This window comes from Candidatus Babeliales bacterium (assembly GCA_036260945.1).
In the GTDB taxonomy this organism is placed as follows: domain Bacteria; phylum Babelota; class Babeliae; order Babelales; family JACPOV01; genus JACPOV01.
Window position 1 is genome coordinate 616,130 of the sequence record DATALT010000002.1, and the last position, 21,313, is coordinate 637,442.

The 21,313-nt window shown below is 39.1% G+C and carries 21 protein-coding genes; 6 read left to right on the top strand and 15 right to left on the bottom strand.

Features of this window, described 5'->3' with window-relative positions:
• Positions 1–52: 52 nt before the first annotated feature.
• The 4 genes from VHO47_03725 to VHO47_03740 form a co-directional block, all read right to left on the bottom strand.
• Positions 53–1,066: a hypothetical protein gene (locus VHO47_03725; protein ID HEX2978200.1), complete on the bottom strand. Its 1,014-nt coding sequence runs from the start codon at positions 1,064–1,066 to the stop codon at positions 53–55.
• A 70-nt stretch (positions 1,067–1,136) separates the two neighbouring features.
• Complete coding sequence (locus tag VHO47_03730; protein HEX2978201.1) at positions 1,137–2,129, bottom strand: hypothetical protein; 993 nt, start codon at positions 2,127–2,129, stop codon at positions 1,137–1,139.
• A gap of 157 nt (positions 2,130–2,286) precedes the next feature.
• Entirely contained in the window at positions 2,287–3,405 is a 1,119-nt protein-coding gene (locus tag VHO47_03735) for a DNA double-strand break repair nuclease NurA (GenBank protein ID HEX2978202.1), read from the bottom strand.
• Positions 3,356–3,787 carry an iron-sulfur cluster assembly scaffold protein gene (locus VHO47_03740; GenBank protein ID HEX2978203.1) on the bottom strand — a complete coding sequence of 144 codons (432 nt, stop codon included), beginning with the start codon at positions 3,785–3,787 and terminating at the stop codon, positions 3,356–3,358. Before VHO47_03740 ends, VHO47_03735 begins: the two co-directional genes overlap by 50 nt.
• A 215-nt stretch (positions 3,788–4,002) precedes the next feature.
• On the opposite strand from VHO47_03740, the gene VHO47_03745 reads away from it, so the two are divergent.
• From VHO47_03745 to VHO47_03755, 3 genes are all read left to right on the top strand, one after another.
• The gene (locus VHO47_03745; GenBank protein HEX2978204.1) at positions 4,003–4,848 is read left to right on the top strand and encodes a hypothetical protein; all 846 of its coding nucleotides are present in this window, start codon (positions 4,003–4,005) and stop codon (positions 4,846–4,848) included.
• Between the two features lie 82 nt (positions 4,849–4,930).
• On the top strand, positions 4,931–5,770 hold the full coding sequence (locus tag VHO47_03750) for an HAD hydrolase-like protein (protein ID HEX2978205.1): 840 nt from the start codon (positions 4,931–4,933) through the stop codon (positions 5,768–5,770).
• A gap of 81 nt (positions 5,771–5,851) precedes the next feature.
• Complete coding sequence (locus VHO47_03755; GenBank protein ID HEX2978206.1) at positions 5,852–6,661, top strand: hypothetical protein; 810 nt, start codon at positions 5,852–5,854, stop codon at positions 6,659–6,661.
• A gap of 222 nt (positions 6,662–6,883) precedes the next feature.
• Here the strand turns inward: VHO47_03755 and VHO47_03760 are convergent, their stop codons facing one another.
• The 7 genes from VHO47_03760 to sufC form a co-directional block, all read right to left on the bottom strand.
• Complete coding sequence (locus tag VHO47_03760; protein ID HEX2978207.1) at positions 6,884–7,219, bottom strand: hypothetical protein; 336 nt, start codon at positions 7,217–7,219, stop codon at positions 6,884–6,886.
• 71 nt (positions 7,220–7,290) lie between these two features.
• Positions 7,291–7,977, bottom strand: a complete 687-nt coding sequence (locus VHO47_03765; protein HEX2978208.1) for a VTT domain-containing protein — start codon at positions 7,975–7,977, stop codon at positions 7,291–7,293.
• A gap of 73 nt (positions 7,978–8,050) precedes the next feature.
• Positions 8,051–9,259, bottom strand: coding sequence for a SufS family cysteine desulfurase (locus VHO47_03770; protein ID HEX2978209.1), 1,209 nt, complete (start codon positions 9,257–9,259; stop codon positions 8,051–8,053).
• A 98-nt stretch (positions 9,260–9,357) separates the two neighbouring features.
• Complete coding sequence (locus VHO47_03775; GenBank protein HEX2978210.1) at positions 9,358–13,290, bottom strand: hypothetical protein; 3,933 nt, start codon at positions 13,288–13,290, stop codon at positions 9,358–9,360.
• Entirely contained in the window at positions 13,287–14,078 is a 792-nt protein-coding gene (locus VHO47_03780; protein HEX2978211.1) for a SufD family Fe-S cluster assembly protein, read from the bottom strand. The genes VHO47_03775 and VHO47_03780 overlap by 4 nt, the downstream gene beginning before the upstream one ends.
• Positions 14,078–15,451, bottom strand: coding sequence for a Fe-S cluster assembly protein SufB (gene sufB, locus VHO47_03785; GenBank protein HEX2978212.1), 1,374 nt, complete (start codon positions 15,449–15,451; stop codon positions 14,078–14,080). The genes VHO47_03780 and sufB overlap by 1 nt, the downstream gene beginning before the upstream one ends.
• Positions 15,435–16,175 carry a Fe-S cluster assembly ATPase SufC gene (gene sufC / locus VHO47_03790; GenBank protein ID HEX2978213.1) on the bottom strand — a complete coding sequence of 247 codons (741 nt, stop codon included), beginning with the start codon at positions 16,173–16,175 and terminating at the stop codon, positions 15,435–15,437. Before sufC ends, sufB begins: the two co-directional genes overlap by 17 nt.
• 157 nt (positions 16,176–16,332) lie before the next feature.
• Here sufC and VHO47_03795 point away from each other — a divergent pair, with 157 nt between their 5' ends.
• From VHO47_03795 to VHO47_03805, 3 genes are all read left to right on the top strand, one after another.
• Positions 16,333–16,593, top strand: coding sequence for a hypothetical protein (locus VHO47_03795; protein HEX2978214.1), 261 nt, complete (start codon positions 16,333–16,335; stop codon positions 16,591–16,593).
• 362 nt (positions 16,594–16,955) lie between these two features.
• Complete coding sequence (locus VHO47_03800; GenBank protein HEX2978215.1) at positions 16,956–17,582, top strand: hypothetical protein; 627 nt, start codon at positions 16,956–16,958, stop codon at positions 17,580–17,582.
• A gap of 111 nt (positions 17,583–17,693) precedes the next feature.
• A complete protein-coding gene (locus VHO47_03805; GenBank protein ID HEX2978216.1) occupies positions 17,694–18,593 on the top strand; it encodes a hypothetical protein in 900 nt (299 codons plus the stop codon).
• Between the two features lie 4 nt (positions 18,594–18,597).
• Here VHO47_03805 and VHO47_03810 read toward each other — a convergent pair whose 3' ends face one another.
• The 4 genes from VHO47_03810 to VHO47_03825 all read right to left on the bottom strand — a co-directional run bounded on the left by VHO47_03810 (position 18,598) and on the right by VHO47_03825 (position 21,153).
• Positions 18,598–19,773, bottom strand: coding sequence for a GspE/PulE family protein (locus VHO47_03810; GenBank protein HEX2978217.1), 1,176 nt, complete (start codon positions 19,771–19,773; stop codon positions 18,598–18,600).
• 4 nt (positions 19,774–19,777) lie between these two features.
• Positions 19,778–20,353, bottom strand: a complete 576-nt coding sequence (locus tag VHO47_03815; GenBank protein ID HEX2978218.1) for a hypothetical protein — start codon at positions 20,351–20,353, stop codon at positions 19,778–19,780.
• Between the two features lie 16 nt (positions 20,354–20,369).
• Complete coding sequence (locus VHO47_03820; GenBank protein ID HEX2978219.1) at positions 20,370–20,750, bottom strand: FUN14 domain-containing protein; 381 nt, start codon at positions 20,748–20,750, stop codon at positions 20,370–20,372.
• Positions 20,751–20,880: 130 nt separating this feature from the next.
• Positions 20,881–21,153 carry an HU family DNA-binding protein gene (locus tag VHO47_03825; GenBank protein ID HEX2978220.1) on the bottom strand — a complete coding sequence of 91 codons (273 nt, stop codon included), beginning with the start codon at positions 21,151–21,153 and terminating at the stop codon, positions 20,881–20,883.
• Between the last annotated feature and the right edge of the window lie 160 nt (positions 21,154–21,313).

Genomic DNA, 21,313 nt, shown 5'->3' on the forward strand with positions numbered 1-21,313 from the left:
AGGCCCCGAAATTTCGGGGCCTTTTCTGTTTCAAGTGAATATTTTAAATGTGCTAGTTTTGCTGCGCTTGATCAACTGCTGCCACCAACAATGAAAGTCTTTGCTTAAGATTTTTAACGCCTTCTTCGCTTTTATAAAAACTCTTTTGCCATTCATCACTTTTATTCTGCTCATCAACCATCGTAAGCAACTTATCAGTATGCGTACCGAAATTGCTGATATCAACCTTCAAAGATCCTATAGAATTACCTATCAGCTGATAGGTCTGGCCTACGTTTTTTAACTGCTGTTCAAGCATTCCGTCATTTATCGCCATTTGATTAAAATCTTGATTTAATTGAGTTGTCTGTTGACCCGTATTTTGCTGCGAACTGGTAACAAGCTTAAGCATTTGCTGTTGTTTTTCTGTTAACATGAGAGAGTTATTTTTTGCGTTGAGTTCAATTTGGCTGCCGATTCCTTTGAAGTCTTGAGTAGTTTTCTGATGCAGCCCGCTCTGAGTTTTCTTTTTTTCAGCTAAAAGCTGCGCAGTTTTTTTAGAAAATGCATCTAAAGAATCTCCATGTTCAGTTTGGTACCCATTTAATTCTTTAGTAACGCCACTAAGAGATTGCCTAAATTTAGCGTCGAATTTTCCTAATGTATCACTTGCGTCTTCAAGATTAACTTGCAGTTTTCCTATACCTTTACCATTCGTATCAACTTCACCGTTAACCTGCTTCATATGCTCTTTAAACGATTCTTCAAATGTCATTAATTTATTTTGAAATTGTAAGTTAGCTTTTGCATTCGTTTCTTTCAAATCTGTCGGCGTAGCCCACCAGCGATGGCGAACAAGCAGCCCGAATCCTATTGCGGCAGTTCCAAGAACCAATACAGTCTTGCTTGGCATCCATGTAGCTTGCCTTCTTTGTTGCTCTTCAATAACAGATTTTGAAACTTCATGAGCAATTTGCTTTACGGTTTCTTTTGTTAATTGTTGCGCGGAATCTTCAACGCCATTGGCGGATTGCCATAGAGATATAATCGTTAAAAAAGTAAATAGCCCTGCTTTTGCCATAGTCATAATGTTGTCCCTATTAATTCTATGTAAAGGTATAATTTTCTTTGTCTTATCATTTGAGCATCAAAAAATACTAACCGTTTTGGCCGTACGAAATTGAAGGCTTATTAAATAAATCTGCCCTTAGGTTCTCCATGGATGTTATTAGAGGTTGGCTTGCTGGCTTTTTTTCTGCACCATGCTGAACTTTTTTTATCAATTTTGCAAATTCTTTAAAGCTGGGCGTTTGGGGATCATTAAACTTTTTTTCTAACTGATTAAGCATTTCATTGCACGTATCAACTTCTTTGGTTAGAAATTGAACTGCGAGTGTTTTCTTTTTATCTTCTTTCACAAGATCCCCTATCTTAATTTCAAGATTGCGCACCTTTTCTTGCTCAAGAGCTAATTTTTTTCGTAATTCTTCAATTTGCTGCTGAGAGCTTTGCCCTTGCTGTAAGAGATTATCAAGACCGATTTGCATTTTTTCCTGTTTTGCTTTCATCTGATCAACTTTAGATTTGCATGCGGCTAATTGGCTGCTCATTTCTTTATTAAAATCGCTGAGCTTGACCATTACCTCGCCACTTTTGTCTTCAAGCTCTTTTTGAAAAAATATATTCTGTTCTTTTAATAGGCTGGCGATCTCAACACATTGCTTTTCAAGCTCTGCACTCTGCAATTCTAAAGCAGCAGAGAATCCGTTTATCTCATCTAGCGTCTTAAATTCAAACGTGCGCTGATGATCTTGCATTTCTTTGCGCATCGATCCAATCATAGCAAGCATTTTTTTCCATTGCGTTTCTGCATTTTTATCAAAAGCGTGAACATTCTGTTTAATCTTTTCAGCCTGTTCATGGGCAGTTTTAATCGCTTCTCCCTGTTGGGCAACTTTTTTTCCTAAAGATGCAAACTCTCCATATTGCTTCTTTGTCGTTTCGTTAAATTGTGCGGTATAAAAATTCTGCTGAGCAGTCAAATTACTCGCTAAATCGGCGCGTGTTATGTATCCCCAGCGCTGACGAACATAAGAAAATGCCGCAACGGAAAACTGTAGAGGCGCATAGAAAATTTTTTTTCCTGCCATTGATGCCCACAAAAAAGGATCGAATGCGGATAAGGAAGAATAGCAACTAATGAATAGCAAAAATAATTTTATTTTTTTCGACATATGAATAACCTGCTTTAAAATGATGCTGCTTACTATCACATAGATCGCCCAGTTTGTCAAAGAAACAAAAAAATTATACGTTCATTCTGCGCTTTTTTGCACTTTTTTGTGAAATAGAAAAAGATCTCCCGAGATTCATTCCGCATCGAGCAAGAAGATGATAAAAAAAATCTCGATCGGGCCCTTTAACCACCGCTTGTTCGTGGGCTTCTGCCAAACAAACTGGATATCCAAACCCCTTTTTCATTTGATCAAGAATTATTTCAGCTATCGATTGCACTGCCACTTGATCATTTGCAATCCACGCAGGTAATTCAGTGCGCCCAATTTCATCTTCACCATTCAAATAAAAAAAATATGGCCTCAGTAAAGGTTCATACCAATCGATGACGGGCGAACGATGCTCAAAAACAATCGAGCGGCTCATTGGTGGTAAAAAAAATGAGGCAATATGCGAGTCAACGATGTGATCAACTTTATTTAATGCTTCGCACGAATTGGTGTTATAATCGCAAAGTGCAAGGCGAACAAGATTCACGAGCTCTTTGCTTTTTGGCAAACTAATGTACCATGCAGACCAAATTCCTTGACCATAAAGTTTCATGAGCAATTTATTGTACGCATCAATAAAAAAAGTTTTCATCGCTTCATCATACGATTGCAAATGCCAAAAAATAAGCGAACCATCAAATAAAATTAACGTGCGCTCACCGCGATCAATAGAAATACCAAATGATGCTAAATCGGTTGCAGCTTGGAGTTCAAATTCCTGCCTGCGAGCATTAATAAGATCTTCAGTAAATGAAAAGCCTTGAGAATCATCAATTAATACCGATGGCTTAGTTGCGACATGCGCTTTCGATAGCAATCCGTATTCAAGCTCAACAACGCCAATATTAACAAGTGCACATGATGCATTTTGATGACGATCTGGATAAATTTGCGAGCCATCGATGCCAATAACGCGATACGGCTCGGTTTGGGGATTTATAGGATATGCTTTATCGATTTGTTCGCGCCAATTTGGTACCAGCAGATGAGTGGTTGCATTTTTAATTTTTGAAATCAGATCGGGATCTTTTGCGAGTGCATGCCAAACAACGCGCACAAGATCGAGTTCATCATCGATTGGCGCAAAAAGTCTATTTGCTTGTTCTTGAAGAGCCTTCATTACCTTTGCATGATCCAGCACTCTCTGCTCCTTTTTCTTTATTCAATCCTAGCAGCCCCTTTTGCAAAGCTTCAAGAGGCAGTAACGCACATTTTAATCGCGTTGGCCCAAGTTCCATACCTATCATAGTTCCTATTGCGGATGCATCGAGCGCCATCACTTCATCGATTTTTTTCTGTTCAGCTAATTCGCTCAGCATCGAAGCGGCCGCTTGACTGATAACGCACCCCTGCCCCGTAAACATCAATTTCACGAGGTGCTTTTGAACAACCAAACCTTGAAAGGAAACGCTATCTCCGCATGAGGGATTGTGCATCCCCGATGAGAAATCGGCATGCGCAAGCTCACCGCGATTTCGCGGCTGGCGATAATGCTCGAGTAGGATCTCTTTATAGATATTCATGCGCTCTTCGTTCCGTTTTAAATCAACCTATTGCTTTAAAAAGTATATCGAATTTCAGAAAACTTGCCCAAAGAAATGCATCTTTTGGGTAAAAAAGGGGCCAATTTGTTTCCATTTGAATAAAAAACATGCGCACACCCCCTTTATTTGCGTAAGATTAATTTCATGCTAGGATAAAATATGCGTAGTTGTTATTTAATCCAGGTAAGGGCTTTATGAAATTAAATCGTTTATTATTATTTCTTTCGCTTATTGTTGCTTTTTGTGATCACCAATTACAAGCAGCACGTATAGGCCTTCCCCTTGATTCCTTTCTAATAGAGGCTGCCACCAGCAAAGCGGCAGCAAAAGTACTTAGTGGCGGTTCTTGGTGGGCGGCTGCAACGAAAAACTTGCCTGATGAATTTTTCAAAGCTCTAGAAAAAATCGAAACGCAAGAAGATATTGAATTCAAAGCGCATCAACCTCAAGCGTTTTGGAAACGCAAATTAGCGCCAGCGGCAATATATCGATCTATTCTAGGCGTTATTACCTTAGACACATTGCTACGTGATGTGAACGAAAGACTCGATAAAAATAACGTTGCAGATCGTGAAACGATTAAAGTATTAGCTTCTATGGCATTTAATGCAAAAGATAATGATGAAGTTATGAAGGTTTGCCCTGAGGCAATAAATTTCATCGATCAATTGCAACGCAATGGGCATGATGTTTTCATTGTTGATAACTTTAATGGTGAGTTGGCCCAAAAAGCACGCCTAAAAATTCAAAAAAAGCTTATTGAAAAAAACAGGAACTCAAAACAACTGGAAATAATAGTTTCGGGAGATCTGCATGCAATCATTGGGCAGAAGGAATTCCATGAAAATGTTATGAAAAAAGCAAATCCAAACATCGTGGTAGTTTCTGATCCGCATTATGCAGATGCCTGGAAAAGCTATAGCGTTCAGGCCCAAAAACCTGCACCCAGTTTGATCATATGCGCTCATGTGGACCACGCAAGCCGCAACGTGGATCAAATTAGAAAAGAACTTAAAGAAAAATATAATATTAAGATCTAAAAATTTCTGTTCAACATTCTTGCGGAGACAAGTCGAGTAAAGTATAGTAACTCCAGTATCATGCTTAGGAAAAGGATCTTCTATGAAGCTTAGCATGCACGGGTTTAAACTTGCAATCGGCCTTATTGCCGCTATCGATTTGTCTGCCGCTCATATTATTTTCGATTTTGATGGGGTTTTGGCTGAAAGCAATCGACGCGCCGTGCTTTGGGAAGTTCTTCGTGCCGCGGGGCCGACGCATCTTCTTGGTGCTTATAATCCTTTTTCTGTAGAAAGCACCTTCCTTAAATTTCTCAGCTCAATCGAAAAGCGGCATCAAGATACTCCACTCGCCTTTTATAACAACAAACCATTGCCCCAAATTATGTGCGATTGGATGTGCGGCACGAAAACTACCCAAGAAATTAGGCACATAATCGAAAAAGCGCTCGCTGAAAGTTCTAAGTACTCAAGCCACAAAACGCTTTTTAAAGCACTAAGCACCGTGCTTTTCACTCCAATGCTTTTCGTGCGCGGGATCGCCCCAATAAAAGATGGCATTAAACTATTTAAAAAATGTGCAAGTATGCTCGATGAAGATGGAAACAGAATCCACAAACTCTACATTCTTTCAAATTGGGATGCCGAATCTTTCAAATTGTTAGCGCAGCTTGAGCCATTTGAAGAGATTATCTCGCTGTGCACAGGTATTATTATTTCTGGTGACGTACATTTAATGAAGCCGGATATACGTATTTTTGAATGCCTATTCAATAAGTATGATATTAATCCGCACAAAGAATTGACTATTTTTATCGATGATCAGCGAATTAATATTGCTGCAGCCCGCGAATTGAATAAACGCCAGCTTCATGCTTTTCTATGCGAAAACGCTAAATTCAAATCGATCAAGAAAGAAATGAAGAAGCTCGGCGTAATCTAAAAACCAATCCGCACTCAGCTTTGAGCAAAAACCGTTTACTTTTATTTACCCATCGCCCTAGAATACAGAGGGAAATCCTAAATGGATGGGAATATCGACATGAAAAAAGTACTTGTTGTACTGAGCACTATTTTCTTAATGGCAGACGGCTCAACAATTGTGTTAACGCCAAAAGATGCAAAGAAAATCGGCCAAAAGATTTGGCACAACGAATGTAAAGGGACTATTGCAGGGCTCACCTCGTGGAACGATGGCGAAGATTTTGCTTCATTGGGTATTGGACATTTTATTTGGCATCCAAAAGGAAAAAGTAGCCATTTCATTCAAAGCTTCCCATCACTTCTATTTTTTCTCAAAGAACGTGGAATAAAATTACCCGAGTGGCTTAATCGCGCTCGATTGAGCGGTTGCCCTTGGAACTCGAGAGAACAATTTCTTAAAGAGTTTAACAGTCCTCGCATGAAGGAGCTGCGTAAACTTCTTGCATCCACTATTGATTTACAAACCACCTTTATTATCAATCGTCTTAAGAAAAATTTCCCCAAGATGCTTCGCTCCCTGCCATCAAACGAACAAGAGCATGTTAGAAAACAGTTTAATCGCCTTACTTCAAGCCTGAATGGTACCTATGCACTTATCGATTATATCAATTTCAAAGGTGAAGGAATTGAACCAAGCGAAGCATATCAGAATCATCGTTGGGGATTATTGCAAGTCTTAGAAAATATGGAAGGATCGAGCACCGGTTCATCAGCAGTCAACGATTTTGCTGCGGCTGCAAAAAAGGTTTTAGAAGAACGGGTAGTACTCGCACCAAAAGATCGCAATGAAACGCGCTGGATCCCTGGCTGGTTTAATAGAATTAATACGTATACAAAAGCATTTAATTAAAAGAGCGATGAAATCATCGCCCTCTTGGCAAATTATTTCTCAGTCTTTAAAATTAACCCTTATATAGCCATTAGACCAAAAAATCGATGGTGTAAGAGTTAACCGTTCCTAACCTTCACCAAAAAAATATGCCATCGCATTAGTTTACAGCAGAAACTATTGGCTTTTTAGATGTTTTCAATGGATAGGTTAGATAGGAAAAATTTTGGCTTTCATAAGAAACTATTTTATAAGCGCTACTCCCGCAATCTCCATTAAAAGCAATACGCCTGCTCCGGCAGCCATGCGTTTTGCCGTATCCCTATTAAGCCAGCTTTTGCCACCATTTGCGGCTTCATTAATTTCCTTTTGAGCGCCCTTTTTATGTGCCTCCACCGCATGCTCACCTTCGTCATGATACTTTACAATCTTTATAATTTCTTTAGTCACTGCACTAAACTCACCAGCTTTTTCATCAATACGCTTTTGAAATTCTTCATAATCTTTAGAGCTGATATCGTGCCCATTCGCAGCACCTGCAATTGACAAAGCAAAAATAAACAACATATTTTTTTTCATAACAATTCTCCCAAATAACAAAAAATTATATCGGAGCTATTTTATCATGGTATCGTTACAAATTCAAAAAACTATTTCCCGAATAGCTTTTTTATTTTTCCAACAATAACGGGAAGCAATGAAAGAACGCCCAACGCTGAAAAAAGCAAAATGAATTGCCATGAAAGAATATCACGCGCAGATTCGATTGTAGCAATTTGCTGGCCAGTGTAAGCGTAAAGAACAGTGCTTGGTAGCATACCAAGGCCGATTGCACATAGAAATTTCCAGAGCGCAATATCGGATAACCCTGCAAGAATAATAATTACGCTGAAAGGCGTAATAGGGAAAAGAACGAGAGAAAGTAAATAACTCATCCCGTGGCTTTTAAACTCTGCCTGAAATTTGTCAAATTGAGCACTATGGCGCGCAAGCATAAAATCTCTAAAAACATACCGAAATAACAGGAGAGCAATCGTTGAGCCCAGCAAGCCTCCGATCAGCGTATAAATAATTCCGCCGACCGTTCCAAACAAAGAACCGCTTGCGATCGTTGCTAAGGGCGTAAACGGCACGAGCGACATCACAATCGCTGCAAAAATACCAATATACAAAAGCACCGCAAAAAAATAATTCGTTTGTACCACCTGCATCAATGAGTCTTTATGCGTTTTAAGTGATTCGATAGTAAACCATGAACGAACGCCGCTGAATTGAACGAAAAGAACTAAAGCGACAATAGCCAAAACAAAGAAAATTTGCTTGCCAGATACCTTCATACTGCATCCTTTTTTCCGTTAAAAGTAGATAGAAAGATGTTACCGCAGAATTAAGTAAAAGAACAATGATCGGCTAGTAACCAATATCGGCGAGTGCACTTAATAAAGATTTAACTTCATCGCTCGAATTATAAATATAGAAACTTACCCGTACAGCACTTGCAATGCCTAATTTGTTTGCAAGTGGCTGCGCGCAAAAATGCCCTGAGCGAACGCAAATGCCAAATTGATCAAGATGCGCCGCGATATCGTGCGCATGATAGTTATCATGCACAAAACTAACCAAGTGTCCTTGTTTTTTTAGTTGATCAACTGGACCCAGGACCCTAAACCCATTGAGTTTTTCAAAACCCTCAATCAATTGTGAGCACAATGCAGCTTGATGCGTCCGTAATGCATCAAACGAAATGTTTTTATTGAGATATTCAAGAGCTTGCGCAAAGGCAATCACTTGTGCCGCCGGCTGCGTTCCTGATTCATAACATTGGGGCGCTTTTAAAAACGTTGAATCGTGATACGACGCTTCATAAATCATACCCCCGCCAAATTGGTATGGCGGAACTTCATGTTGCACTTCTTGCTTAATATAAAGAATCCCAACCCCGGTTGGCCCGAGCATTTTATGTGCGGAAAAAACTAAAAAATCGCATCCCAATTCTCGCACATTTAACGCTTGGTGTGGAGCAGATTGGCAAGCGTCAATCAACGTTTTTGCGCCAACTTTTTGCGCCTGTTTGATAATTTTTGCAGCATCCACATGCGTTCCAATAGCATTTGAAGTATGAGTGAATGCTACAATCTTAGTGCGCTCGGTTATGATCGAAGAAAGATCATCAAGAATCAGATTTCCCTGTAAATCGATCGGAATAAATTTAATTTTCGCATTTTTTTTCTTTGCAAGAATTTGCCATGGTATTAAGTTTGCATGATGTTCAAGCTCGGTAAGAACAATCTCATCGCCCGCATTAATAGATTCCATGCCCCAAGCGGTTGTAATAAAATTTATGCTTTCTGTAGCACTTTTTGTAATAATAATTTCAGAAGGATCGGATGCTCCAATAAAAACAGCGATCGTTTCTCGAGCGTGCTCAAAAAGCGCCGTAGCATTTTCTGCTAATTTATACAGACCCCGATGAATTGGCGCATTTTGCTTTGCATAAAATAAAGAAAGTGCTTCAATCACTTGCAGCGGTTTTTGAGTAGTTGCCGCATTATCAAAGTAAATAAGCTTTTTACCTAGTTTCGATGCAAAAATGGGAAAGTCTTTTATTAGTGTATTCATAGATTTTTACACAGGGTTTTTTTACTATTCTTACTCATTTTATTATTCCTTTAGCAAGTAACTCCATTTTATGACTGGAATTATTTACGTTTGAACACCTATGCTAACCCATTGCTATTTTGAGAAGCATTTTTTTGCCATACTTTATATTCATCAGCATACTTTGAAACTATCGTAGTATTTATCGCTTTTTCGTTTTCAAATAAAGCCAAACGCTCGTTCATTAACGGAATAAAACTAGAAAGCCGCTTATCTACATCTTGAGTGCCTAGGCGCATTGCCCTAATAGTGTACATGCATGCATTTTCAAGGGCTTGCGCTCCTTCTTTATTGCAAACTGCAGCTGCCCCGTAAGCCATTTGGGCCAATTGTAAAAGAGCACAATATTTTACATCCACTGCTTCTAATTTAGTCGCTTTTTCAAAAAGAGTTTTGCAAGCTTCATAATTTGCCATTTTCTTCTCAGGGTCTTCTTGCGATGCCGCTTCTATTAACTTTAGATGGCCATCAAAATAAGTTTTCCAATTGCCAGCGTGTTTTGCGAACTTTTCTTTAAGCTCATACTGTTTAATTGAGTCTTTAAGAAGCGAAAATTCAGAGAACCCATCGCTAGTCGTTAAAATATCAGAAGAAATCCTAAAAAAGAAATTTCTCATTTTTTTTACAAACATTTCGTCCGATTGAGGTACTTTTTCCCCATGAGCATACATTGCACCAAGAAAAAGATCACTCCTCCAGCTTGGACCACTTTCTGAAAAAGATTTATTCAGATATGGTAATGCTTCCTTAACCCTACCTGTTTTGAAAAGTTCTGCGCCCAACTCAAATGCCGCTTTTTGTGAACCTTGCTCAATAGCTTTTTTAAAAAAATCTTCCCCTCTGCCAAAGTGACCATTTGCAACCGATAGCATGCCGCACACCCGGCTTGATTCCGCGTGACCATTTCTGGATGCAATCTCATAAAACTTCTTCATTTTTTGCGGATCTGGAAGAATTTTTATACTTTTATCGTTGTGCAGCAAATATTCACCGCCGTAATGATAAAGATAACCAAGATTGTGTGCAAGCTTAGCATTGCCCGAGAAAGCCTGGTATTCGTTAAAATCAAAACATTTTTGCAAATTATCAGAGCTTCCTTTTGAAAATTTAACTAGTTTTTCAAAAGCATCCTGGCAATTAGGATCGTACTCGGCCGCCTTCCTAAGAAGTGCTTCAACCTCAGCCGTCAATTCGTTGTTTTTTTCGAAAACAACCTCTGCTTTCCTAATGAAAACTTTTGCCAAACTTCTCTTAATATCCTTTTCTATCAATTGATCTGTATTTTTTTGTGCTAAAGCTTGCCCTTGCAAAAGATGTTCTTCTGCTTTTATCAACTCACCCTGCTCGAGATATAATCTTCCTCTAAGCAAAAAAGATTCCGGAAACTTTGAAAAGTGATCGCAAACTTTATTCACGTTTTGCGCATTGGTAACGAAAGCGTTAATGAGGTCTTCATTGCCCTGATCTAAATCCTCATTCAGAAACCTTAGCTGTACCGCGGCAGGACCATTGCAAACAAGAGGATAATGAAGTGCGGCTTTGATTGATGCTTGAGCAAGTTCTCTATCGCCAGGTTGTTTTAGACTTGCGATAATCACCCATCCTAAAACATTTACTGCAAACGGGCTCTTCATATTTAATGTATCAAACACCCCATCAAAATTCTTTATATACTGTTTTTGTTTTTCTAGATCTTTTTCATGTAAGGCAGCAAAGGCATAACCCTCCGGCGTTTTGCTTTCAATCATTTCTTTAATAATAGGCAACTCAGATTCACTTTTTCTTTCGAGTTCCGCTTGAATAGCTCTCATCACAAGTTGTTCGCTTGCTGAATATGAAGAAATATTAGGTAAGCATACAATAAGTTTTTCAGCTGAATTATGTTTACCGGTGCGACACCAACGATCCAAAATCGCTAATACTTCCACTGGTTTATGGGATACCTCTTTTTCAAGAAGCATAGTAATTTTTTTTACCAATGGTTCCTCTATGATAGTTCTGCAACGGGCGTATGTTTCGATTACTGTCTGACATGCCCGAAAAAGTTCACTGGAATTGTTTCTCTCAACTACTTCAGCAAGCCAATTAGATGTTATAGCTTTTTTCCCGTCTTCATGAGATTTTGCATAACACATTTTCCACCATTGCTCACGGGCGCCATAAAACTTATTTTTTTCCCAGGCTATATTTAAGAGCCTTTCCGCCATAATTCCATTAGTATCTTGCAACTCTAACGCCAGATCCAGCAAATGTTTGTTCTGCATAAAAAGGAGATCGTTACATTCAATTTGCTTTTCTTTCAAGAAATCAATCATTCGCTGCGTTTCATCAAGCTCTTTGACCTTTTCATTTGTGTTTTTCGAAGCTTGAAATTGCTTAAACCGAATCATACCGAGGGTTTTTAGCACTACTGGATGTTTATCTTTTAACGACTCGACGGCAGAATATGCTTGCTTAGCAAACCCACTCAGCATATCTTTCTCATCCGATTGAAGCTGAGCTCGTAAAAGATAAAATAGCGCTTGATCATGTTGCTTTGAAATTGCATATTCCTTTGCCAAGCAATAGCACGCTTCAGGATTATTTTTATTCTCTCCTAGAAACTTTAGAATTGCGCTTCGTGCATTTTGAGAATCTTCATTTTTAGGAGATAAATGATTTAGAATTTCGATTGATTTGCTTATTTGATCCCTAATCGACAATTTCTCCCTATTTTCGTTTAAAGATTCAAACGAAGCTAACGCGTGTCCTTTATCGATTGCTGTCTGTCGCAACGCGTCAGCCCTCTGCTTTTGAGGCGGCATGCAATCGCCTATACCATGCTTGTAAATCAGAGATAATTGGTAAGCAATTTCTTCATCTTCCTTTGCATGCCTATCAAGCATTTCCAGCGCAGCAAGAACTACTTCATGTTTACCTTGACCGATATCCGCTTTACGCGCTTGTTTAAGATGCCCTATGAGCTCTTGACCATTATCACGCTGAGCTATTTTTTTTATTAGTGCCCATCTCATCATGGGAAATTTCTCAGCACCTTTGCGTAAAAGAGCCATACCTTTTTTTTCAAAGCTGATATCATCTTGTTGTTTTTTCGATTCCCTGATTTCAGCCTTCGCAAAACACAAATCTGCTAAAGCAATAAGAGATTTTTCATCTTTTAAAGCAAAGGCTTGATGTTCAAGTTCTTTTAGTATCTGATTTTTATCTTCAGGTGAATCAATATGGGCAATCGGATCGTTCGATAATTTTTTTTTGAACGCTTCTGGTTCAATTTTTTTAACTAATTCTTTTGCTGCGTGCTGTTGGCTTCCCTTTTTGCACGATAGTTCTTTTATAGTTTTATATGCATCTGAACTGTAGATCTCGCCAAAAAATTCTTCGCCCATTAACATAGTTCCATGTCGATACGCATGTTCAAAAGACGCAATCGCTTTCGCTTCCTCTTCTTGTTTTTGGGCATAAAAAGGAACTAGCGCAAGCTGAGCGGGAAGATGAGAAAAATAAAACGGCCTATTATCCTTTTCAAAAAATTTTGGCTCGGCCGCCTGCTTAAGCAATGCAAGAGGAAAACCTTTCAAGGCAAGAGGAAGACCTTTCTTTGCCTCCTTGAGTGTTTTGTAAACAGTAAATTGCGCATCTGGATCACCGTTGATCGCCAATTTGCCCACAAGAGCCCACGCTTTTTCTTGATCGCCATTACTAAGATAATAATCGCGCAAAATCCTATCAGGAAATGGGTTATAATTAGAGAACGCGGTTTCCATTACCTTCAGCAATTGTTGGCCATGCAAAGCTGTTTTTGGATCTTTGAGCAACTTTTCAGCGTGCTTCATTTGAGCCTGAAGTGCTTCACTTGCAACTATTTTTGCATATTTAACTTTATAATAATCGTCTAAGGAAGCTAATTGGCGGCCAGGTACTCGATCCGGTGTAAAAGCACCCGCGATTATTCCCATGCTAAAACTGCTTAATAAAAAAATCATTTTGATCATAATAGCTCGCTCAATCGGTTTTTCAGCATTATTGTTGTTTGCGCACTTGCTTTACACAATGAACTGAATAGAAATCCTTCAGTTAGCAAATACTGGGCTTGATCATAACAGATTCCGCGCGTTTGCAAATAAAACAATTGAGCTTCATCATGTTTTCCTAAAGCACTTCCATGAGAGCATTGCACTTGATGTGCTTTAACTTCCATTTCTGGTAGCGAGCTCGCACGTGCAAACTCACTTAAAAGCAAATTTCTATTTTGCTGATCTGCACCCACATGTTGTGCATTTTCAGCCACCATTGTTTTTCCGTTATATGAAACGCTTGCTTGATCATAAATCACTCCATAAAGCTGCACCGTGCTTTGTGTGCGCATTGCGTGGTGCTGCGTGTGAACCGTCAATTTTAAATTGGTATTTTTTCGCGCAAGATAAAAACCAATAACAGCGAGCGTTGCGCCAACTCCGTTTAAATGTGATTCTATCGAAAAATTATTTTCTGATTCGCTTTCTAGCGCAAGGCCATATTCCAGCGATGCGCGCTCATTAATGAAAAAACGATACGAAATAGTTTGCGCATCTCTATTTTTAGAATTCTCTTGGATCAGAGTTACACAGCTACCATTGCCAGCATGCACCGAAATTGAACAATGTGCATTTGGTTGTGGTACAACAAAAATGGTGGCTTGCACATTGCACCCTACGAAAATTTCAATAATGCCGTTATCAGCTTTCACTATGATTGATTGATCGGATCCAATAATAATTTTTTGATGATTGTGTTCGTTCATTATCCTATTGAGCCTTCCATTTCATGCTCAATTAATCGATTAATTTCAATCGCATACTCCATCGGCAAAAATTGTACGAACGCATCGATAAAACCATTGACCATCATTGCACGCGCTTGCTGCTGGCTCAATCCTCGGCTCATGAGATACAATAATTGTTCTTCATCCATGGAACTCACACTTGCTTCATGCCCAATATCGCAATTATTTTCTTTAATATCGATCGTAGGATAGGTATCTGAACGAGAATGTTTATCTAAAATAAGCGCTTCGCATTGAACTTTTGAACGAACAGAGTGGGCACCCTTAATTACTTTAAGTAAACCGCGGTACGATGAACGCCCCCCATCTTTGCTAATAGATTTTGCAATAATAGAAGAAGTGGTGTTTGGCGCTGTATGAATGATTTTTCCGCCAGAATCTTGATGCTGATTTTTCCCTGCAACTGCAATCGAAATGATTTCACCTTTTGCAAATGCGCCACGCAAAATGATCGCAGGATATTTCATAGTAATTTTACTGCCGAAATTCCCATCCACCCACTGCACGTACGCATGCGCATCGGCAACTGCGCGCTTTGTTACCAAGTTATAAACATTGGGAGCCCAGTTTTGAATAGTTGTATAGCGAACGTGCGAACGCTCATGTGCACTAATTTCAACGACGGCGCTATGCAACGAACTGCGCCGATAAACTGGCGCACTGCAACCTTCAACATAGTGAACAAAACTTTCAGGTTCGGCAATAATAAGCGTTCTTTCAAATTGTCCCATGCTTGCACTATTGATTCTAAAATAAGCTTGCAACGGCAAATCAATTTTTACACCACGAGGAACATATACAAAACTTCCGCCACTCCAAACGGCAGAATTGAGCGCTGCAAATTTATTATCGTGCGGCGGAATAATCGTGGCAAAATATTTTTTCACCAGATCAGGAAAGTTTATCAGAGCTTCATTTAGATCGGTAAAAATAACCCCTTGATCTGCCCATTCTTTTTTAAGACGTTTATACACAATCTCAGACTCGAATTGAGCGCCAACGCCCGCCAACATTTTTTGTTCAGCTTGCGGGATACCTAATTTTTCAAACGTTTCTTTTATATTGCTAGGGACTGCATCCCAAGAATCATGCTGCTTTTCAAGAGGGCGCACGTAATAATAAATATCATGCGGATCGAGTTCCGATAAATCGGCACCCCAAGAGGGCATCGGTTTTTTTTCAAAAATTTCGAGCGCGTTAAGGCGAAAATCTGTCATCCATCCCGGCTCGTTTTTTTGATTGGAGATGGTAATAACCGTTTCCCGATTAAGCCCTTTGCCTGTTTTAAAATAGGATCCGAAATGCTCTGCGCGATCAGATTCGATAGCCATCGTATCCTTTTAATTCAATCTCGCGCGCTAATTGAAAATCCCCACTCGATTGCAAAACGCCATCAACTAAAATATGAACTTGATCAGGGATACAATAATCTAAAATGCGTTGATAATGTGTTATTAAAAAAAGAATCATTTCTGGATGCTCTTTACGCACTAATTCCAGCGCCTTACCAACGGCACGCAACGCATCAACATCAAGCCCAGAATCGATCTCATCAAGAATTGCAACGCGTGGTTTAAAAAGCAGAAGCTGAACCATCTCAAAACGTTTTTTTTCGCCTCCAGAAAATCCATCATTAACAGAGCGATCAAAAAAAGAATTTCCAAGTCCCATAAGTTCAAAAAGTTCTTCAATGCATGCACGAAATTGCTTAACATCCATCCTGTGGCCGGTGAGAGCCGCATGAGATTCTTTTAGGAAGGTAAATACATTTACCCCTGGCAGTGACTGCGGATATTGGAAAGCGATAAAGAGGCCTTCTTGCGCTCTTTTATGCGGCGGCAAATCTAGAAGATTTTTCTTATTTAATAGTGCGCTACCAGAAATGGCAGAATAACGACGATGGCCCGCTAATGCGTACGCAAGGGAACTTTTGCCAGACCCATTCGGGCCCATAAGCGCATGCACAGAACCGCTTGAAAGTGTCAGCGAAAATTGCTTAATAATGGGCTTCTCTTCGATTGAAACAGAAAGATTTTCGATTATCAGCGTGTTCATTATAAAAAATGCTCAAGATAGGTATAAAACATGCTTTTGATTGTACCACAGCGGGCTTTGATCGCAAGATAAATATAAAATATCTCTAATTGACAATTAGCGCGGGCCTGGTAGACAGAATAATAGTATTAAATACATGAAAAAATGGAAGCTAATTATGTTTTTTAGATATTTATTATTAACATTTTTGATGGGGCTCGCAGCGCCTGTTTTTTGCATGCAAAAAACAGTACGGAATTTTACGTATACCGATCCAGAAACCATGCTAGTATCGAACGTAATTTTAGATCAAAAGCTTGGAACGCCTGAAATTATCAAAACTAAATCACTTAAAGATATTGAAGTTTTTCTTGGATATGATTGTGAAGATAACAACGCTACAAGAGCGCAGCGCTTAAAGCATTCTCGAAAACGATAATCGCCAAAGGAATTCGTGTAAATTCAGAGGGTAAAAACCCATTTGAATATATCGATTTAATTGATCTGAGAAATGTTATTCTAGAAAACGACCCTGTAATAAAAAATTTATCGATTGCTTCAGCTGCAAATACGAGCTATCTAGAAAATCCGACGCAAGATCTTACTATTCGCGATTTAAAAACTATTGCTACTCCACGTCCATCACAGAAAAAAAATATAACCGTCACAAGCAATGTTTTAACAAACAATCCCAATTTTTCCCAAAGTACTTATTTCTTTTTTAGTGCAGAGAAAGATAATCCCTACTTCATGGGCAACCCAGAATTATTAAAAATTTTCAAAAGCCTTAGCATCATCCGCATGAACAAAACAGGCAAACAGTATCTGGACTTAAGCCACCTCAGAAAGTTCATGCTTGAACACGATCCAATATGCCGGAAGCTCGAAAATGAAATTAAAGAGAAAGAAGAAAAAATCAAAACGATCATCGACGCAAGGCTGCTTGAAAAGCGTTCTACTTTTTCAAATACAAAACTAACCGATATTGGAAGTTCAGAAAAAATTTCGTATCCAAATAGCTCAAGCCTAACTTCAGAAAACAGTTTAGCGGTATCAATAAATTCTGCGGCCTGCGCAAATACGATTGTAAACACTGAAGACTTTTATAAAGAAATTGTAACGCAGAAAATCACACGCTTGCCAAATAACTACAAAAGAGGCTATATCTTTCCCGAAAATATCGTGCTACCCAGCACCCCGCAACCACCAATCCCTGCCCAGAATGCAGTTCAGCCTGCGGCAACACAACAGACAACAATTGCAAACAAAGTTGCGACAGAAGCTGAAGTCCGTCGCTCCGCTCGTCTCTGGGATAGATTTGAATTTTGTGCTGCTGCAGGAATTTGCGCATATTTAGCAATCCTCTATAACAGCAAAGCTGATATTAAAAATCTCTATAGCTACTTTGCATCATTCTCAAAAAAATAACTCTTTTGCCTTTCACATCTAAATCCCGCACAAATTGACAATATTTGCGTCAATCCTAAAATAAGAATCGGTTTATATTACGATTAAACTAATTCTTAATTTAGGTATGAGATGAAAAAAATAATTTTACCAATCATTTTACTAACAAATATTTGCATAGCGATGGAGATGGCTCCGGTTCAGGATGTTGTACAACAGCAACCTCTTATTAAACAAGAGTCAAAAGAAGAAGAAAAAATACGAATCGTAGATGACATTGACTTTGGGGGAAAGCAGCATGCGGACGTAAAACCATTTTTTACAGAAGCACAATATGCTCCAAACGTGCAACTCAATTTTGGCGGGAAGCCCCTTGTTCCTCAACACGAAATGGCAATAAAAAAAATAATGCAATCAACGAATGCCAAGGAGTACCATAACGGTGATAAGGATAACCAACGAATCATTGTCTATAATCTATCTCCGCTCGTAGATCAAATTTTGAACGAAGCGTATTTCCAACGTTATTCAAAGAAAATTGTGTCGTTACCCGGTTTTTCGCATGTAAGAACAGCATTGATCGATGACCCTCAGAAATTAACCCAATTATTGAATGAAAAAAAAGTACAAGATGCTGCCGGAAACCATGAACTAATCAAACAAAAAGTAAAAGATTCTTTATCGACCGAAGAAGAGTTTTTAGATTTTATGGCTTCAAAACCTATTGTTCAGAGGAAAGTTGTCGGAAATCTTATAAATGCGATGAATGATAAAGCAATCAGACCAAAAATTGATTATGACCCGGAAACACGTGATAACTTGGGACAATTGTTCAGGCATCCTACTGTATACATTGAAAGTAGAAACTTCCAGCCAGCACACAAACGTCATTTTTATATCTCAATGGGGATTGTTGGTGGCTTGTGTTATATCTTAGGTCGAAATTCTTTTGGTAAAGAATATCTCGATAAAGCAGGGAATATCATTTTTAAATTTTTTGAAAATAGACTCAAAACTCCGACGCAAAATTAAATCACTAGAGCAATACGCGTACTAATTCTGCGAGCGAAATAATTCCTTGCTGCACCTTGTATTTTGCATCTTCAAGAAGCGTCGCCATCCCGTCCGCTTTTGCTTGCCCCGCAATTGCGTCAAAAATCGGTTTATGAACAACAAGTGCGCGCAGGCCATGGCTCATCATTAAAAGTTCAAAGATGCCGATACGGCCTTTGTAGCCCAAATTAAGGCATGCTGAACAACCGGTGCTGCTAAATACTGTTTGCAGATGCAAATCAAGTCGCTCAAGAATAATTTTTTCGTCATCGGTCGGTAATCGTTCGATTTTGCATGCAGTGCAAAGCCTGCGCACTAATCGCTGCGCAAGAATTCCTGAAACGGAAGCGTTAATTAAGAATGGTTCGATTCCCATATCCATCAAACGCATAAGGGCCCCCGGCGCGTCGGTGGTATGCAATGTGCTTAAAACTAAATGTCCGGTAAGCGATGCTTCAATAGCAGCTTTTGCCGTTTCTATATCGCGAATTTCTCCAACCATGACGACATCCGGATCTTGGCGAAGCATCGCACGAATGCCTCGCGCAAACGTAAAACCAATATCTGATTGAATGTGGCCTTGCGTAATACCCTCAATGTGATATTCCACAGGATCTTCAAGCGTGATAATATTTTTTTCTGGAGAATTGAGCGCGGAAAGTGCCGCATAAAGCGTTGTTGTTTTTCCTGATCCGGTTGGTCCGGTAACTAAAAAAAATCCGCTCTGCTTATTAAGTATCGATGAAAGCGTTTCGTACATCGTAAGCTGCAATCCCAAACGATTGAGCGCAATCGTCATATGCTGCCGATCAAGAATGCGTATCACAATTTTTTGGCCGTGCATTGAGGGAAATGTTGAAACGCGCAAATCGATTTCGTGAATACCCGCGCGAACACGAAACTTGCCATCTTGGGGAATGCGTTTCTCGGCTATATCGGTATGTGCTAAGATTTTAATGCGGGATAAAATTTGGAGCGCGAGCGATTCCGGCAGATGCGGTTGATCATAAAGTACTCCGTCAATCCGATAACGAATACGCAAAAGATTATCAAGGGGTTCGCAATGAATATCCGATGCCTTGCATTCAATCGCTCGCATGATTAATTTATCGACAAGATCTACCGCCGAATATTCAGTAATTGTACGATCAATCTGCATGCAATTACTCGTCATCTTTTCGAGTATGCGGATGGAGCAACTCGTCAACCTCTTCAGTTTCTTCTACAAGCTGATTAACATCGTCATCGGTGTGCAGTTCCGTTGGGGATTTATCATAGAACTCTTTTACCGCATCACTGATATCGCGCGCCAATCCAACCATGAAACTAATATCGTATGAAACATATTTGCCAATCTCTTCGAGTAAATCTGGATCATTTGGATTGTTTGCAATCACCGGCAGAATATCTTCATCCGGTTCGAAAAGGTTATGGTTTTCATCAAGCTTTACCGGAATGAAAAGATAACGAAGCATCACATCTTTGGGAAATTCATGCAATGTATGGTACTCAAAAAAATAACCGGTAACATCAAACGCAGGAACTTGATAAAGTTCACTTAATGCATTGAGCAATTGTGAACGGCTTACTAATCCTTCTTCCAGCAAGAATTCATCAAATGCTAAATCGGAACGATCATAAAATATTTTTTTTAGCGAGTGCGCATCTTCCTGCTTTATTGCGTTTTGTTTTTGCAAAATTTTTGTCAAAGACTCAACAAACGTCTCCGGCTTTTTCATTCTACATCTCCCCTTTTTATCTGATGGAATACCCAATCAGGAAAGCGATCGCGCCAACAACAACTGCAATCGTGTGATCTTTTATCCATTGCCCCATATGATTAAGGATCGCATGAGCATCATCATTTGGTGAAAGGCCGATAAGTGCCTTTGTTTTAGACCATTCGATCGTAATCACTGAAAAATAATTAAGAATTACCAATGCTACGATAAGCATGAACGCAGACACTAAAATTGGCCGGCCATATTTTTTTGCTAAATACCCAATAACAAAACCCGATCCGAGAGCGATAGCACTTTCTGTAAGCGTGCTTGATGATATATTTAATTTACGTGCACCTTCATCAATCTTTTCTTTTGCTATACCAAACCAATTATTCGTTGAAATTTTTTCCATGCTCATCCTTTAGATCATGCGTCAATTATTCTACCCAGTATAATTGTTCTAAAAAAGTTATTGCAAGCCAAAAAAAAGAGGCGCTCGTTTTAAGAGCACCTCTTTTTCTGAAAGCCTTAGATTCAGTTCTTTACGAAACCAATTCTTTAAGCGCTTTGCCTGGCTTGAACTTAGGAACCTTTTTAGCAGGAATTTGCATTTTGCCACCAGTAGCAGGATTAACACCTGTACGTGCTTTTCTCTTTAATACAGAGAATGTTCCAAAGCCAGTCAATACAACTGGTTTACCTTTTTTAAGAGCGTCGCTAATTACATCCATTGACGCTTCCAAGCAACGCTTACATGTTGCTTTTGATTCCTTGGTCATTTTGGCCATTAATTCAACAACCATCGCTTTATTCATTTTTTTGCCTTTCTTTCAATTATTTGAGGCTTTCTATTTTATCGTACAAAAGAGCATACCCACAAAATCTCGTCTAATTCGTACAATATTATGAGTAAAACTTTTGTCAAGAAGTTTTTTTATCATAACATGCGAATCCGCGATAAAAATGAACGTTTTT